The organism is Rossellomorea sp. KS-H15a, assembly GCF_024195245.1.
GTDB classification, from domain to species: Bacteria; Bacillota; Bacilli; order Bacillales; family Bacillaceae_B; genus Rossellomorea; species Rossellomorea vietnamensis.
In genome coordinates this window covers 3,999,226-4,015,660 of the sequence record NZ_CP096886.1, presented here as the reverse complement: position 1 = coordinate 4,015,660, position 16,435 = coordinate 3,999,226, and the positions used below count along the sequence as shown (strand labels likewise).

General features: G+C 46.7%; 18 protein-coding genes. 10 read left to right on the top strand and 8 right to left on the bottom strand.

Annotated features, from left to right (window positions below):
* Positions 1–18 precede the first annotated feature (18 nt).
* From M1J35_RS20605 to fdhD, 3 genes are read right to left on the bottom strand one after another with little or no spacing between them, the layout of a single operon-like run.
* On the bottom strand, positions 19–507 hold the full coding sequence (locus tag M1J35_RS20605; protein WP_034765705.1) for a helical membrane plugin domain-containing protein: 489 nt from the start codon (positions 505–507) through the stop codon (positions 19–21).
* Positions 500–3,445, bottom strand: a complete 2,946-nt coding sequence (fdhF, locus tag M1J35_RS20600; protein ID WP_224522157.1) for a formate dehydrogenase subunit alpha — start codon at positions 3,443–3,445, stop codon at positions 500–502. Before fdhF ends, M1J35_RS20605 begins: the two co-directional genes overlap by 8 nt.
* Before the next feature lie 38 nt (positions 3,446–3,483).
* Entirely contained in the window at positions 3,484–4,287 is an 804-nt protein-coding gene (gene fdhD / locus M1J35_RS20595) for a formate dehydrogenase accessory sulfurtransferase FdhD (RefSeq protein WP_224522158.1), read from the bottom strand.
* A gap of 312 nt (positions 4,288–4,599) precedes the next feature.
* Here fdhD and M1J35_RS20590 point away from each other — a divergent pair, with 312 nt between their 5' ends.
* The 7 genes from M1J35_RS20590 to modB are packed head-to-tail and all read left to right on the top strand — an operon-like array spanning position 4,600 to position 9,641.
* Positions 4,600–5,613: a MoeB/ThiF family adenylyltransferase gene (locus M1J35_RS20590; protein WP_224522159.1), complete on the top strand. Its 1,014-nt coding sequence runs from the start codon at positions 4,600–4,602 to the stop codon at positions 5,611–5,613.
* 10 nt (positions 5,614–5,623) lie between these two features.
* Complete coding sequence (glp, locus tag M1J35_RS20585; RefSeq protein WP_254652177.1) at positions 5,624–6,940, top strand: molybdopterin molybdotransferase MoeA; 1,317 nt, start codon at positions 5,624–5,626, stop codon at positions 6,938–6,940.
* A complete protein-coding gene (locus tag M1J35_RS20580) occupies positions 6,933–7,409 on the top strand; it encodes a molybdenum cofactor biosynthesis protein MoaE (RefSeq protein ID WP_224522161.1) in 477 nt (158 codons plus the stop codon). The genes glp and M1J35_RS20580 overlap by 8 nt, the downstream gene beginning before the upstream one ends.
* Entirely contained in the window at positions 7,402–7,632 is a 231-nt protein-coding gene (locus M1J35_RS20575; RefSeq protein ID WP_224522162.1) for a MoaD/ThiS family protein, read from the top strand. Before M1J35_RS20580 ends, M1J35_RS20575 begins: the two co-directional genes overlap by 8 nt.
* Before the next feature lie 21 nt (positions 7,633–7,653).
* Entirely contained in the window at positions 7,654–8,184 is a 531-nt protein-coding gene (locus M1J35_RS20570) for a MogA/MoaB family molybdenum cofactor biosynthesis protein (RefSeq protein ID WP_224522163.1), read from the top strand.
* A 9-nt stretch (positions 8,185–8,193) separates the two neighbouring features.
* Positions 8,194–8,952 carry a molybdate ABC transporter substrate-binding protein gene (modA, locus tag M1J35_RS20565; RefSeq protein ID WP_224522164.1) on the top strand — a complete coding sequence of 253 codons (759 nt, stop codon included), beginning with the start codon at positions 8,194–8,196 and terminating at the stop codon, positions 8,950–8,952.
* Between the two features lie 29 nt (positions 8,953–8,981).
* Positions 8,982–9,641 carry a molybdate ABC transporter permease subunit gene (gene modB, locus M1J35_RS20560; protein ID WP_061811124.1) on the top strand — a complete coding sequence of 220 codons (660 nt, stop codon included), beginning with the start codon at positions 8,982–8,984 and terminating at the stop codon, positions 9,639–9,641.
* A gap of 35 nt (positions 9,642–9,676) precedes the next feature.
* Here modB and moaC read toward each other — a convergent pair whose 3' ends face one another.
* The gene (gene moaC, locus M1J35_RS20555) at positions 9,677–10,168 is read right to left on the bottom strand and encodes a cyclic pyranopterin monophosphate synthase MoaC (RefSeq protein ID WP_224522165.1); all 492 of its coding nucleotides are present in this window, start codon (positions 10,166–10,168) and stop codon (positions 9,677–9,679) included.
* 92 nt (positions 10,169–10,260) lie between these two features.
* On the opposite strand from moaC, the gene mobB reads away from it, so the two are divergent.
* The 3 genes from mobB to moaA are packed head-to-tail and all read left to right on the top strand — an operon-like array spanning position 10,261 to position 12,433.
* A complete protein-coding gene (gene mobB, locus M1J35_RS20550) occupies positions 10,261–10,809 on the top strand; it encodes a molybdopterin-guanine dinucleotide biosynthesis protein B (protein WP_254652176.1) in 549 nt (182 codons plus the stop codon).
* Entirely contained in the window at positions 10,802–11,392 is a 591-nt protein-coding gene (locus M1J35_RS20545; protein WP_254652175.1) for a molybdenum cofactor guanylyltransferase, read from the top strand. The genes mobB and M1J35_RS20545 overlap by 8 nt, the downstream gene beginning before the upstream one ends.
* 33 nt (positions 11,393–11,425) lie before the next feature.
* The gene (moaA, locus tag M1J35_RS20540) at positions 11,426–12,433 is read left to right on the top strand and encodes a GTP 3',8-cyclase MoaA (RefSeq protein WP_224522168.1); all 1,008 of its coding nucleotides are present in this window, start codon (positions 11,426–11,428) and stop codon (positions 12,431–12,433) included.
* Positions 12,434–12,496: 63 nt separating this feature from the next.
* Here the strand turns inward: moaA and M1J35_RS20535 are convergent, their stop codons facing one another.
* The 4 genes from M1J35_RS20535 to M1J35_RS20520 all read right to left on the bottom strand — a co-directional run bounded on the left by M1J35_RS20535 (position 12,497) and on the right by M1J35_RS20520 (position 16,275).
* The gene (locus M1J35_RS20535; protein WP_224522169.1) at positions 12,497–13,606 is read right to left on the bottom strand and encodes a hypothetical protein; all 1,110 of its coding nucleotides are present in this window, start codon (positions 13,604–13,606) and stop codon (positions 12,497–12,499) included.
* A gap of 187 nt (positions 13,607–13,793) precedes the next feature.
* Entirely contained in the window at positions 13,794–14,969 is a 1,176-nt protein-coding gene (locus tag M1J35_RS20530) for an acetoin utilization protein AcuC (RefSeq protein ID WP_254653818.1), read from the bottom strand.
* Entirely contained in the window at positions 14,966–15,613 is a 648-nt protein-coding gene (locus M1J35_RS20525; protein WP_034765732.1) for an acetoin utilization AcuB family protein, read from the bottom strand. The genes M1J35_RS20530 and M1J35_RS20525 overlap by 4 nt, the downstream gene beginning before the upstream one ends.
* Positions 15,614–15,642: 29 nt before the next feature.
* Positions 15,643–16,275 (bottom strand): GNAT family N-acetyltransferase, encoded by a 633-nt coding sequence (locus tag M1J35_RS20520; protein ID WP_254652174.1) that lies wholly within the window; start codon positions 16,273–16,275, stop codon positions 15,643–15,645.
* Between the last annotated feature and the right edge of the window lie 160 nt (positions 16,276–16,435).

Genomic DNA, 16,435 nt, shown 5'->3' with positions numbered 1-16,435 from the left:
CCTGTTTTTTTGTATAGATTATTTCTTGTCGTTTTTCACCCGGTTTTTACCGATTCCTCTTAAAATATAGATGATGATTGTAATCGTACGCTGAACGGCCGGGTCCCCTAAGGCGCGGAACAGTCCGAAAATCCCGGTTCTCTTGGTCGGCGGCCTTTCTTTTCCTATATTCAGATTTCGCGTATTCCGGACACTCAATGTTTCAATCCCTTCCAGATTCAAACTCCCCAGTAATTCAGTCATACGGGCCAGGTTATTAAGGATCGCCGCGTTCTGATCTTTATTGGCTTCTTTTGAGAAGTTATACAGGATGTCCTCCTGATGGTTTACCATGGCGCTGATTGTATCCAGGTTTCGATTTTCATCCATGTGCTTAATGATTCCGATGACCTTTAAAAGGGAATCTTTATTGTCAGCCAGTGCTTCTATCAATTCATTTAAGTTCTGCTCCTGAATTTTTTCTTTCGGAATCTCGAGAGGAATAATCTTATCAATGGATTTAGCCATTCGTATCAACCTCACTTCCCGGGAAGACGTAATCTTTTCGATCCCATTTTCTTTCTACTTCAGGTCCCATTTGCGGATTGCGTGTTGCCCAGCGATGATTATTATGGGGAATGGGCGATTTCCCTTTTTTCTCGAGGACTTCTACTTTGGCAGGAACCTCTTTATAAGCAGGTGTATCCGTGTCTTTATCCACATTGCTGCTCGTCAAATAGTTCACCGCATTTTTACCGTCACTGTTTAAGGTGATAAACAATTCCTTCTCGAACACTTCCTTCGTTACATGGACCCTGCCGGTGCTCTCACCATTATCATTGGAAAGCTTGATGAGGGCCCCTTCTTCGATGTCAAGTTCCTTAGCCATTTTCTCAGATACTTCAAAGAATGGTTCGGGAACTTTGTTTCGGATGCCTCTCGTATGGGAGGTCATATTTCCTTCATGGAAATGTTCAAGAACCCGACCGTTATTCACATGATAATCGTATCCTTTTTGTGCAGGATAATTGTATTCATATTGGAGCGGATAGAATCGGGCTTTTCCGTCATCGAAATGGAATCCGTCCGTGTAAAGGAGAGGTGTATCCGTCCCATCCTCCTGCACAGGCCATTGCAGACTGTTGAATCCTTCCAATCTGTCGTAGGAAACCCCTGCAATCAATGGAGTGAGTGAAGCGGCTTCATCCATGATGTCTGCCGGAGATTGATAACCCCAGCTAAATCCGAGTTTTTCAGCTATACCTGAATAAATCTCCCAGTCGGGTCTTGCTTCCCCCAATGGCTCGAGTGCTTGGTAAATACGCTGAATGCGTCGTTCTGTATTCGTGAAGGTTCCTTCCTTTTCGACACTTGGTACGGCAGGAAGCACCACGTCGGCATATTCGGCGGTCTTTGTAAGGAACAGATCCTGGACGACGAAGAACTCAAGCTTCTCAAATGCGTCTGTCACGTAATTGATGTTAGAGTCGACGATTCCCATATCCTCACCGGTGACATACAATCCTTTCAGGTTTCCTTCATGGATTTCCTCCACCATTTCATGGTTGTTCATACCGATATCTTTAGGAAGCTCTGCATTCCAGGCCTTTTCGAATTTTGCACGGATTTCTTCATCTTCAACACTCTGGTAGCCGGGGAAGGTATTGGGCATGCTACCGAAGTCGCTGGCTCCCTGGACGTTGTTATGACCACGGAGAGGGTAAGCGCCTGCCCCGGGTTTTCCATAGTTTCCTGTCACCAGCAGGAGGTTGGAGATGGCAGTGGATGTATCGGACCCGATTTGATGCTGGGTAACACCCATTGCCCAGCAAATGACCGTTGAACCTGCCCGGTGGATATTCTCTGCGACGGCTTTGAGATGTTCCTGGGAAATACCCGTTTTTTCCTCGGCATATTCCATTGTGAAAGGAGCAAGACTTTGATAAAACTCATCGAAATCATTCACCTTTTCATCGATGAACTCTTTATCATGCCAACCTTGATCAATGATGAATTTGGATAGGGCAGATAGCCATACGAGATCGGTCCCTGGATTTGGATGTAGGAAAAGATCGGCTCTCTGGGCCATTTCATGCTTTCGTAAGTCAGCCACAATCAATTTTTGTCCAAAGAGTTTGTGGGAACGTTTGATTTTGGAAGCGAGCACAGGATGGGCATCTGCTGTGTTTGTCCCGACAAGCATGACCAGGTCGGCATGCTCGATATCCTTCATAGAACCTGCATCTCCTCCGTATCCGACGGTCCTGAATAACCCTTTGGTTGCGGGAGACTGACAATAGCGTGAACAATTATCCACGTTATTCGTTCCTATGACCTGCCTGGCTAACTTCTGCAGGAGATAGGACTCTTCATTGGTGGCCTTGGATGAAGCGATGAATCCGAGTGCGTCCGGTCCATTCTTTTCTTTGATTTCCTTGAATTTCTCTGCCACATACTGGAGGGCTTCTTCCCATTCGACTTCTTTGAAATGATCACCCTCGCGGATCAACGGACGGGTGAGACGTTTGTCGCTGTTCACATGGCCGTACCCAAATTTTCCTTTCACACAGGAGGCGATCCCATTAGCCGGCGCTTCTTCTGTAGGCGACATCTTTAAAATATCCCTTCCTTTTGTCCACACATTGAAGCTGCAGCCTACGCCGCAATACGTACATACGGTTTTGGTTTTCTTGATTTGATCATCCCTCATCTGGGCTTCTGAATCAGAAACGGCGAAAAGGGGGCCGTAGCCTGTTTCCACATTTTTCGTGATATCTATCATCGATCTCAAGAGGCTCGTATTATAGCCCGTCATATAACCCGCTTTTCCGAGCATATCGTTTTCCATGAGGGCATTACATGGACATACCGTCACGCATTGGCCGCAGCTGACACAGGAGGACTGATCGATCGGAACATCCTGATCCCAAATGACACGGGGATTTTTACGTTCCCAGTCAATGGACAGTGTTTCGTTGACCTGGATATCCTGGCAAGCTTCCACGCATTTACCGCATAGGATGCATTGATCCGGATCATACCGATAGAACTGACCGGAGAAATCTTTCTCATAAGGCTTCGGTTCAAACGGTTTCATTTGATGTTCGAGCCCCATCATAGCCACTGTATTATGAAGGGTGCAGTCCCCATTGTTTTTCTCACAGACCGTACAGTATAGCTCGTGGTTTTCGAGAATGGTGTCCATCGCTTTGAATCTGGCCTCTTTCACATGGGAAAGCTCCGTCTGAATATCCATTGCTTCCTGAAGCGGTGTCCCACAGGCTCTCCTTAATTCCCCATTAATGGAGACAATGCATGTATCACAGGTTTCGATGGCACCGAGACTTTCCTGATAACAAACCTGTGGAATTTCCACCTTATTCAGATTAAGAAATTCAAGGACAGACATACCTGGTTCTGCCTCATATTGAATGCCATTGATGAATACGGTTACCTTTCCTTCCATTAAAAAAACTCCCCCTCTTGATCGATTTACGTGTTTTCCTACATATGTAGCTCTGTACCGGTGATCCTTTCAGGGTGTGTATAGATATTCATCCTGTCACCCCTGATAAATCCGACGGCCGTGATCCCCAGGTCATCTGCGAGTTCCAATGCAAGATTGGTCGGTGCCGACTTGGACAGCAGGATGGCGATTCCCATCTTGGAAATCTTCAGCAGTACCTCAGAAGAGATCCTCCCGCTGAACGCAATGACCTTATCCTTGACGGGAATGTGATTTATGAGGCAATACCCATAGAGCTTATCCAGTGCGTTATGTCTTCCGATATCCTGATAGCATTGGATGATGCCTGTTGTGCTGCAAATCGCTGCATTGTGCATTCCCCCTGTCCTGTGAAAATCGCGGGAATGCTCCTGCAGCTCTTGCATGTGGTGAATGGCCATGACAGCGGTAAGTTCCGTATTGGCCGTAACCGTTTTAGCCGTGAGCATATCGTTCGTGAAATAAAATTGTCTGCTTTTCCCGCAGCAGGAACCGATAAATCGTTTCGAGGTATTCCTGGCCCTGTCTTCCGGCAGCTTATCGATTTGTACATAGGCGAACCCTTTATCCTGATCGATGGAGAAACGGGTGATTTCGTTGAAGCGCCGAATGATCCCCTCTGAAGCCAGAAAGCCAACCACCAATTCCTCCAGGTTGGAAGGAGAACAGACCATCGTCGCCCATTCTTCCCCATTCAAATGAACGGTAAGCGGGAATTCAGCCGCCACCTCATCCTCTTCATCAAAAAAGGCTCCATTTCCATATTTGCGGACAGTACGGGTTAGAATACTTTTATCCTCCAACAGCATATCCTCCCCTTTATGAAACTATCATCATATCGTGTTTTCCCTATTAAGTAAGAAAGGAAAACATGAAATGTTTAAAAAAATGAAAAAATAGTTCCTTCATTTGATATAAACCGTATAAACGGTGTGATGTCGGTAAAAAGAGAGATTGATAGAAACTTATAATTATATATAGGAATATAAATGGTCACTTTAGGGTAAAAGATAATGTTTCTATAATTTTTAAGAATGCTCTGAAAAATAGAGTTCGGGGAAGGGATGCCAATCCTTCACTTGAAACGAACAGAGTTTAAAAGGGGCGGAAGCAGGATGAGTGACAGATATTCCCGACAAATGTTGTTCAAACCGATAGGAGAATCCGGGCAGGGAAAAATAGCTGAAAAGCATGTCGTCGTGATTGGGGCGGGGGCGTTGGGATCTGCCAATGCAGAATCCCTTGTCAGGGCGGGTGTAGGTAGATTGACAATCATTGACCGCGATTATGTGGAGATGAGCAACCTTCACCGTCAACAGTTATATACAGAGAGCGATGCCATGGAGGGGTTACCTAAAGCGATCGCCGCCAAAAGCCGATTAGAAAAGATTCATTCAGGAGTACATATCGCCGCCTGCGTGGCAGAAGCTGACGCAGAGTGGTTGTCGGAAATCGCCAGGGATGCGGATCTGTTGTTGGATTGTACGGATAACTTTGATATTCGATTGATCATAAATGACATCTCTCTTAAATATCACGTTCCGTGGATATATGGATCCTGTGTCGGGAGCACAGGGATGAGCTATACGATCCTTCCGGGAAAGACGCCATGCTTGAATTGTCTCACGGGATCCGTTCCGATGTCGGGGGGGACGTGTGATTCTTCCGGCATCATCGCTCCTGCGGTGCAAATGGTAGCGGCCTATCAAACGACGGAAGCACTGAAGCTTTTAGTGGACGATTACGACTCATTGAGAAGCGGGCTGGTCACCTTCGATCTGTGGGGCAATCAATCCTTTACGATGAATGTATCAAAGGCGAAAAGAGAGGAGTGCCCTTCCTGTGGTGAAAATCCTGTTTATCCATATTTACAGTTCGACAACCGGATAAAGACAACGGTTCTTTGTGGAAGGGATACAGTGCAGATCAGGTCGCCCCATCACCCACACTCTTTACATGAACTGGAACGAAACTTAGAGGGGTTAGGGGAAATGAAGCGGAATCCCTATTTACTTTCATTTCATTATGAGCCGTACAGGATCGTGTTCTTCCATGATGGCCGGACATTCATCCACGGAACCAATGATATGAACGAAGCTAAAAAGATTTATCATCGCTTAATCGGATAGGAGGGAGCAGATGTTGGAACGTCGAACGCCCATGAAGGTAGAAGAAGCCATAGAATGTCTCCTGAAGTATAAAAAGAGAGGCACAATCGAAACCGTTGAAATCGAAAAGGCATCCGGAAGAATCCTTGGGGAAAATCTATTTGCCGATCATGATGTCCCTCTATTTGACCGCTCCCCATATGATGGATTTGCCATAAGAGCCGAAGATACGGTGGATGCGTCGAGGGAAAATCCTGTTAAGTTGGAAGTGGTTTCTGAAATAGGGGCAGGAAGTGTATACGATCAACAACTAAAAGAAAACCAGGCTGTCAGGATCATGACAGGTGCACCGATTCCCGAAGGAGCGACCGCAGTGGTCATGCTTGAATTGGTGAAGAACTTGGACGAAAACGGAAGAGCATACATGACTATAAACCGGCCGTATAAGGAAGGGGACAATATTTCCTTCCGCGGGGAGGATACGAAAAAGGGGACGATCCTTGCTGAAAAAGGAACGTTCATCAATCCCGGGATCGTGGCGCTCCTGGCCACATTCGGCTATAAGGAAGTACCTGTCAGCAGGAAACCGAAAGTAGGGGTCCTGGCGACTGGGAGTGAATTGCTTGAAATAGATGAATCACTCGTACCCGGCAAGATCCGGAACAGTAATTCCTATATGGTTCTCTCCCAGATTGAACGGGCAGGAGGCGAAGGGATCTTCCTGGGGCAATTGAGCGATGACTTTGACTTGTGCTTCCGACACGTGGAAAAAGCCCTTCAACAGGTGGATTTCCTGATCACGACAGGCGGTGTATCCGTAGGCGATTATGATTACCTTCCGGATATTTATCGTAAGCTTGAAGCCAATGTGCTGTTCAATAAAGTGGGAATGCGTCCTGGAAGTGTCACAACGGTAGCAGAGAAGGATGGAAAGCTCCTATTCGGGTTATCCGGCAATCCATCTGCCTGTTATGTAGGTTTTGAATTATTCGTCCGACCGGTCATTCGATTTTATTTACAGTGCCCCCACCTTTTTGTCAGAAGTGAAGAAGCCGTTCTCGGTAAAGATTTTCCCAAGCCGAATCCCTTTACCCGGTTTGTCAGGGGTGAAATGACGTATTCAGGCGGAAACGTGTTTGCCGCACCTACAGGTCTGGATAAATCAGGGGTCGTTTCCTCCCTGGCATCTGCCAATGTCCTTATTGTCCTTCCGGGTGGAACAAGGGGATATAAGCAGGGGATGCGGGTTCAGGTCCTGCTGCTGGACGATCAGCAGGGCAGTGATCAGTTCGGGAATCCTTTTCAGAAAAAGGAATCAAGTGAAGAAAGGATGCAGCTCCGTGAATGATGATTTATTTGTGATAACAGACGCTCCTATTCATCCAGAAGAAGTTTCTGCGAAAGTGGAAAGCCGGGACGCCGGAGCCGTGACCATTTTTTGCGGCACCGTCAGGGAATGGACGAAAGGAAGAAGAACCCTCTATTTGGAGTACCAGGCATATGAATCTATGGCTGTAAAGAAACTTGCAGAAATCGGGGGGCAGGTCCAAGACAAATGGCCGGCTGCCAAGGTAGCGATCACACACCGGGTGGGAAGGCTCGAAATATCCGATCTCGCAGTGGTCATTGCCGTATCATCCCCCCACAGGAAAGCGGCATATGAAGCCAATGAATACGTGATTGAACAGATAAAGAAAGTCGTCCCGATCTGGAAGAAAGAGCACTGGGAAGATGGGGAACAGTGGATAGGAGATCAACTCGGCCAGGTGGAATATCCTGACGGGAAACCGATGAAAGGAAGTGGAAGGAATGATTAAAGTATTCCTTTTTGCCCATCTGCAGGAACGGGCAGGTCGACAAGAGGTGACGATCGATAAGGGGGAACTCACCGTGAAAGAGTTAAAGGAAAGGCTGATGGACGAGTATCATCTTCCCCTGGATGGCGTCATGATTGCCGTCAATGAACAATACTCCCTGGAAGATGAAGTAATTTCATCAGGAGACGCTGTTGCCCTCATTCCCCCAGTCAGCGGGGGATAATGGACAACGAAAGATAAAGATATGAAAGGGGACGATCCATTGCTAGCAGAACATCGGAAGTCATCAGCTAAAGTAATCTCATGTAAAGTGTTGACAGTAAGCGATACAAGAACAATAGATACAGATAAAAGCGGAAAGCTGCTGAAGGAACTTCTCCACCAATCAGGACATGCAGTCGCTGAATATGAAATCGTAAAAGATGATATCAGCCTCATCACGGCCGAACTGGAAAAAGCAATACATAATCAAGATATACAGGCGGTTCTATTAAATGGTGGAACCGGTATAAGCAAAAGGGATGTAACGATAGAAGCGGTAAAACCTTTATTGGATAAAGAATTGGTAGGCTTTGGTGAACTGTTCCGATTCCTGAGCTACCGGGATGATATAGGGTCTGCCGCCATCCTATCAAGGGCGATTGCAGGGGTATCGGGTGACACGGTCATCTTTTCCATGCCGGGTTCATCGGGGGCTGTGAAACTTGCGATGGAACAATTGATCATTCCCGAAATAGGTCATATAGCAAATGAATTGACAAAGGATTCGAGGTAGAAGGAACACATGATGAGAAAAGGGATATGGATCATCATCACCACAATACTCTTCGTAACCGGCTGTTCTCCTGAAGACCGGGACAAGGTCACCCTGACCATTTCGGCAGCGGCCAGTCTGAAGGATAGTATGATGGAAGTGAAAAAGGATTTTGAAAAGCAGCATCCCACCATTCAGGTCGTCTTTAACTTTGGAGGGACCGGGTCATTAAGAAAACAGGTGGAACAGGGGGCACCGAGTGATGTGTTCCTTTCTGCATCAAAAAAGGATTACGAGAGATTGGTAGACCGGGCATTGATTGACCCAAGTCTTGGAGGGTCGTTCTTAACAAACCGGTTAGTGATCATCGCACCTGTTTCCAGCAGTGGTCGGAGTCTTGATGACCTTTCCCGCTCAAAGGATAAGCTTGCCATAGGGAACCCGGCATTCGTACCGGCGGGAAACTATGCGAAACAGGCACTTATGGGAATGGATAAATGGAATATGGTCAAGGATCAGCTGGTATTGGCCAAAGATGTTAGAGGGGTGCTTACACTGGTAGAGAATCAGTCTGTTTCGTTCGGGATTGTCTATGCCAGTGATTTGACCGTAAGCGAAAAGGTGAAATCCATTCAGGAGATCGACCCTTCCTATCATTCAAAGATCGGTTACTACGCCGGAGTATTGACAAGCAGCAAGCATCCTAAAGAAGCAGCCGCTTTCTATAAATTTGTCATCAGTGATAAAAGAAAAGCGACGTTTGAAAGATTTGGATTTTCGAAAGGGTAATTTGTGAATAAAAGTAGGTGGACATTCAGATGGAATCATTTTGGTTCCCTATCAAGCTTTCCCTTTTGGTCGCAGCATCAGCAACTATTTTTACGTTCATTGTTTCTGTAGCACTTTCTCATACGTTCTCCCGGATCAATTTTCGGGGCAAGACCGTTTTGGAAACCCTGTTCATGCTGCCGCTGGTATTACCCCCGTCGGTCGTTGGGTTTATCCTTCTCATAGTGTTTGGGATCAATAGTCCAATAGGGAGAGCTATAGAAAAAGTAATGGGAGAAACGATTTTGTTTACACCATATGCCGCCATCGTGGCCGCTGTCGTGGTGGCGTTCCCTTTGATGTATCAATCAGCCAAAGCGGGATTTCTCGGCATAGATGAAGATATCGAGGATGCATCACGGGTGGATGGGGCTTCAGAGAGGAAGACACTCATGTACGTTTCGATCCCGCTTGCAAGCAGATCCCTGCTGACCGGGTCGGTACTCAGTTTCACAAGGGCATTGGGGGAATTTGGTGCCACTTTACTGTTTGCAGGGAACATCCCTGGAAAAACCCAGACCATCTCAACGGCCATCTACGTTGCCATTGAATCCGGGGAAGACGGTGTAGCGTGGAAATATGTCGGGATAAGCATTGCCCTTTCCTTTCTCTTCCTGTTATTGGTGAACCGAATCAACGACCGGCCTTGAAAATCGAAGGCCGGAAGATTCATGGGGATGGCGTGTCACAGATGATCCCGGTTGAAATCACCATTTTTCCCGCCCGATTTATGCAATAAGTAGGTTTGTCCGATGATCATCCCTTTATCTACAGACTTACACATATCATACACACAAAGGGCTGTTGCCGTAGCGGCAGTCAAGGCTTCCATCTCCACTCCGGTGCTCCCTTTCGTTTTGACTTCTGCCGTAATATGTAACTCATAAGCGGCATCATTCATCTCTTTCCAATTAAAAGAGATATTGACACTGCTAATGGGAATGGGATGGCACATCGGGATAATGGCAGATGTTTGTTTTGCCGCCATGATACCGGCAACCTGTGCCACGCCAAGGACATCGCCTTTTTTGAAATCATGATGGACGATCTTTTGATGAATTTCCTGATTGACTTGAATCGAAGAGTGAGCAATGGCATTCCGGACGGTTTCCTCTTTACCGGATATATCAACCATCTTCGCTCTGCCCTCTTCATTAAAATGAGTAAAGTTAGACATTGTGTTCACCTCTGTTTTTAGTGTAATCGTAATGGATAGGAAAGTAAATTGCCCACTCCTGGAACAGGGATTTAATAAATGACAGAGAGGTGATGCGTGTGTTCAAGGGTGTCCCGGTCATACAGGTGGTTGGATATAAGAATAGCGGGAAGACTTCCCTGGTGTGCCGCATGATCGAATGGGCGACTTCATCAGGGATTTCGGTCTCTTCGTGTAAGCATCATGGTCACGGCGGTACGCCCGATGTGGTTGAAGACACAGATAGTTTTTTTCACCAGAGGGCTGGAGCGAAGATATCAAGTGTAGAAGGAGATGGCATGCTTCAGCTGTCCATTTCAAAACCGGATTGGCAGCTTGATGATATTCTCTCAATCTATTCTTATATGAAAACGGAACTGATCATAGTAGAAGGATACAAAAGGGAACGATATCCCAAGATTGTTCTTCTCCGGCATCAGGGGGATCATCGACTCTTTCAGGAAATCGAGAATGTGATGGCGGTGATCGCCCCTTTCCCGATTGAAGGGCAGAAGGAGAAGATCGCTTATTTTTCACCTGACGGGATGAAGGAATTTGAAGAGTGGTATCTTTCATGGGTTCAGTCATCTTTGAAAAAGGAAAGAGGTGCGGAGGATGCGTGAAGTCAAAATAGCCGGAGTCATTGTGGCAGGTGGACAATCCAGGCGGTTCGGAAGCGATAAAGCTTTCTCACTCTACAAAGGAAAGCCGTTCTTTCAACACTCTCTTCAGGCCGTTTCTTCATTTGCTGATGAGGTGATCATTGTAACGAGCAGAACGTTATTTCCCCGATTCAATGCTTTGGCAAAGGTAAAGGTAGTGGAGGATATGGAAGAATTCAAAGGCTGTGGACCCCTGGCTGGAATCTACACGGCCATGAATGAATACCAAGCGGAATGGTATGCCGTCCTCCCTGTCGATGTACCGCTTGTGACGAGTAGTTTAGTGGACTGCCTGGTAAGTAAAATAGATGGAAAGTACGATGCAATTGTGCCGGTCATCGGTGGTAAGCTTCAGCCTCTATTGGCCCTGTACCGGGATTCTGTCAGGGAAAGAATCTATGACCAGCTCGTTAGTGAAGAGTACAAAATGGGTACTATACTTAAAGGACTCTCTGTCCTATATCTGACAGAAGAGGAAATAGGAGAAAGCGAAGCCTTTCATAATATCAATACGAAGCAAGATTACGACACTCATATTAAATGAAAGTATGAAATATGTAACTGGAGTGAGCCCTGCATGGAACATATCAAAGACAAGAGAACTCGAACCCTTCGTGATTTGAGGATTTCTGTAACGGATCGATGTAATTTCCGGTGCAGGTATTGCATGCCGAAAGAAATTTTTGGTGCAGATTATCCCTTTTTAGAAAGAGAAGAGATTCTTTCATTTGAGGAGATCACTCGTTTAGCCGGCATTTTTTCTGAGTTTGGTGTGGAAAAAATCCGGCTCACGGGAGGAGAACCGTTGCTTAGACGAAATCTGCCGGTACTGATTGAAAGCTTATATAACGTGTCAGGGATAAAGGATATCGCCTTGACGACAAACGGGGTATTCCTGCCGAAGCATGCAAAGGCATTGAAACAAGCCGGCCTGACAAGAGTGAATGTAAGTCTGGATTCCTTGAATGATGAGGTATTTATGAAGATCAATGATGTGGGCAGGGGAGTGAAGCCTGTATTAGATGGAATTCGCGCTGCACAAGGGGAAGGTCTTGAAGTGAAAGTGAATATGGTCGTGAAAAAAGGTCTTAGCGATAATGAGATCATGCCCATGGTCCACTATTTCAAACGAGAAGGGATCACTCTCAGGTTCATCGAGTTTATGGATGTCGGAACCACAAATGGCTGGAATTATAAAGATGTCATCAGCAAGAAGGAAATCCATGATCTCATAAACAGTCACTATCCGTTGGAACCCGTCGAGCCAGGTTACGTCGGAGAGGTGGCAAAAAGGTATCGGTATAGCGGGACCGATACGGAGGTAGGATTCATTTCCTCCGTGACCGAAAGTTTTTGTACGAGCTGCAACCGGGCACGGGTATCCACAGATGGAAAGCTGTTCACTTGTCTATTTGCCCAAAGCGGATTCGACTTGAAGTCCATGATACGGGGTAATGCTTCAGATGATGAATTGAAAGAAGCGATCAGAGGCGTTTGGGAAAAACGGGATGATCGTTATTCTGAAATAAGAACGGAAGAAAGCCAGGCATCCCGGAAAATTGAGATGTCCTATATTGGAGGATAAATGAAAAAGCAAGGATTTCTCATCCCAGAGAAATCCTTGCTTTTTTTATACGGGTCAACGTGATTACTGATAGTTGACGACTGCCGGACTCGGATCCATTTTCAGCACCTCTTCGGGTGTAAGGACAGGGAAATCCTTCTCATAGAAGACTTTGAAGGCACCATACTGGGTCGGTTCATCCCGGACGTATCTGCCATACAATGCCTGCTTATCCGCGGCTGCTCCCCAGCCATCGAAGTTGATGGCGACTTCAACGTTTTCAGTCGGTTTGATTGCATCTTTGTTCGTCAGCACGGGACCGGTGAATTGGTGGACGAGGACCAGTTTATCCGGGAGGTTATTTTCTTCCGCCATCGCCCCTATATACTCGATGGCCTCCTGGATGTCGCGGCCATCGACTTCACCGAGATCCTCTCCTGGTTTTTCCCCTTCCGCTACGTGGAATTCCGTATCAATGGCGAGGTGAACATTCGGGCGCTTAAGCCACTTTTCAACCATCTTCACCTGATTCATCACCGTATCCGTTCCGAGTTGGATATCGAGCAGTACGAGAGCATCATGCTTCTCGGCAAGCTTCACATACGTTTCGATATTCTCCTCAGACGTCATCTGGACATAGTCACCGTCTGGACCGGGCGCATTTTGGGCCATGGTGGTAATCAATTCAATCGTCGGGACCGCTGGACGGTCCGGATCGAGATCAGAATAGACCTGGGTTTGTTCTTTCAGTTTCTTTATGTATTCTTCTGGTTCGTATTTTCCGAGAATCCCCATATGTTTCGATGCCGGAGTTCCGTAGTAGGTTACGAGACGATGATTCTTTAATGGTCCGTCCGATGGGTCTTCCACACCGTTAGCAAGCGTCTCACCCAAAGGTACCGTACGCTGAGGTTTTTCCTTTTGCCCCTCCTGATCGGTCTCTGTTTCTTCGGCCGGTGTTTCTTCAGCGAGGCTTTCCTTCAGGGACACTGCATCCTTAGCCGGTTCCAACGGTTTGAAAGGAGGCTGACTCTCTTCCTTCTTTTCTGCCATCTTGTCTTCTTTCGGTTTTTTTTCCGCCTTGTCTTGTTCCGAAGCGGTTTCTTTCTTTTCATGTTCTTTTGTTGCAGTGGGGGAGGAACAGGCTCCCAGTGCAAGTGTTGCGGTTAACATTATCGGCAAATATTTATTCATTGCCTCACACATCCTTTTTCTTAGAAGATTATGGAGGAGTTTAACACATTTTCCTTTACAAGAAAGCTATGTAAACAAATTGATAGAAAGATTTAATCAGAAAAGCGCCAAACCCTGGCATATGTTTCGGGGCTCGGCACTTATTCTATCATTCTATCATCTCTACTGTACATTTGTTAGTCTTGCATTACATCGATGGTTTGTGTTTCAGCTGCTGCCGAATGGAATAAAGGGCTTTTTCAACGGTTTGTTTGTTCTTTTCCGTGATTTCTCCTTTTCGCGGTATCGGCTTATAGATATTGGGTGCATCTGTCCATTCTGTCGGTAAGGTGACGCCTGCTTTTTCTTTCCATCGTTCGACCCATTTGGACGGAAAAGCGGAAGCGAGGTCCACCTGCCCCGTCATTTCCATCCAGATCATGCTCCAGGCACGGGGGACGACCCTCCAAATGTCATAGCCGCCTCCGCCGACGGCAATCCATTTTCCATCGCAATACTCGTGGGCAAGCTCATGGGCGATGCGGGGGATTTCCCGGTAGATGTTCATGGTTGCCGAAAGATGGGTGAGTGGATCATAGTAATGGGCATCCGCCCCGTTTTGGGTGAGGATCACGTCCGGTTTGAAAAATTCAATGACTTCCCTGAAGGACGTCTCATAAGCCTCGAGCCACGATTCATCCTCCGTGAAGGCGTCGAGGGGGATATTGAATGAATATCCATATCCTTTTCCGTGACCACGCTCATTGATATTGCCCGTTCCCGGGAAGAGATACCGGCCTGTTTCGTGAATCGACAGGGTGCAAACATCGGGATCATCGTAAAATGACCACTGGACCCCATCCCCATGATGGGCATCGGTATCCACGTACAATACCCTTGCCCCGTATTTTTCCTGTAAATAACGGATTGCCACCGAACTGTCATTATAAATGCAGAATCCAGAAGCCTTCCCCTTGAACCCGTGATGCAATCCGCCCCCCAAGTGAAGGGCATGCTTCGCTTTCCCGGTCATGACGCAGTCGACGGCCGTCAGCGTGCCGCCCACTAAATACGCACTAGCTTCATGCATACCTTGAAACATAGGGGTATCTTCTGTACCGATCCCGAACCCTTCTGCCTGATCTTGAGAAAGCTGGCCATTACTCGCTTTTCTGACAGCGTTTACATAGTTGGGATCATGATTAAGGAACAACTCTTCATCAGTAGCCATCCGCGGAGGGACGATGTCATCCGGTTGAAGAGCCTTCACTTCCTTTAAGAGGTCCATCGTCAGGGTGATCCGGGTCTGATTGAAGGGATGCTCATCAGAGAACCGGTACCCCAGCAGTTCATCTGAATAAATGAAGACAGCATCCTTTGTCATGATGAGATTCCCGGCATGTTTGGCCATAACACGTCATATCCTTCTTTCTTAAGATCACTGATCACGTTCATCGGGTTCATCGTCCGTACCCTGAATACAAGGATTTTAAAGGCTTCGTCTTTTTTGTCCGGGTAGACGAGGACACTTTGGATATTGGAATTATGCCGTCTGATGATGCCGGCCACTTCATAGAGGATGCCTGCTTTATGAGGGACCTTCACTTCAATCTGGGATCCGGGCTGATGTGCACCGGTCAATTGAATGAGGGTATACAGCAGATCGGTTTCCGTAATGATCCCGACGAGCTTCTTTTCCTTCAGTATGGGAAGGCAGCTGATATGATGCTCATAAAAGAGGGCAGCGACTTCTTCCACGAAATCCAGTGGATGCCCCGTAATCACGTCGGTCTTCATGATGTATTTAAGAGGCTTCTGCAGCTCGGACGTAACGGATCCGTCATGGAAGATGGAAGGTGTACCATCCTTCACGTCCCGGTCACTTACGATGCCGACGACTTCCATCTCGTCATTCGTGATCGGGATATGTTTGATTTTCTTTTCCCTCATTAAATTGATGGCCGATTCGATCGTATCGTCGGCTTTCAATGTTTCGATTTTCGTTTTCATTATCTCTTCTACAATCACGCTCTCCACCCCTTTTAGAAACAGTCACGTCAATACATAAAACGATTCATAAATCGAAGCTGGTCAAATTGCTGAATGGAATCTGAATCCACCCGTTTGCCGATTCTCGCCATTAAGCAGTTGGCCGGATGGGAACTGATTTCAGGATCATCCGTTGCGTAGTATTCCAATCCGCCGGCGTTCATCATTTTCTCCATCACTTTCCGGTATTCCCATACATTAAGGCCCGTCCCTTTAAGGTCCCAGTGCCAATAGTATTCTGTCGTAATGACGATATAATCTTCCATATGATCATCCATCATGGATACTTTCAATAGATTTTTCCCGACGGCCGCCCCGCGGAATTTTGGGATGACCTCGATGGCCCCAAGCTCGATCAGGTTCTTCATCTTCCCCTGTGACCACCGTTCGAGGGGATCAGGGTATAAATATGTAACGTACCCGACGATTGTATGATTGTCCCTGGCAATCAAGATGCGCCCTTCCGGTAAACCGGCGATCTCGACAAGGGCTTTGTGCTGCTGGGCCGGGGGTCTGAAAGCGACCAGGTCCTCATGGAAATCAAGGCGTGATAACTCTTCTGCAGAAATCGGACCTTCAATAATGATATTTCCTTTTGTTGTCTTTAACTCTGTTGCATTATAGGTTTTTTTCAATTTCATCTGGACACCACCTAAAGATATTCCTCCCTTCCATTATACATGAAATTAAAAACGAGAGAGCGCTTTCACAAAAAATTCAGACGTTTAGATTCGGATTGTTATTCTGAAATACCTATTAATGACAAGGTTTAGAGGGGTTATTGAATCAGAATCCAGTGGA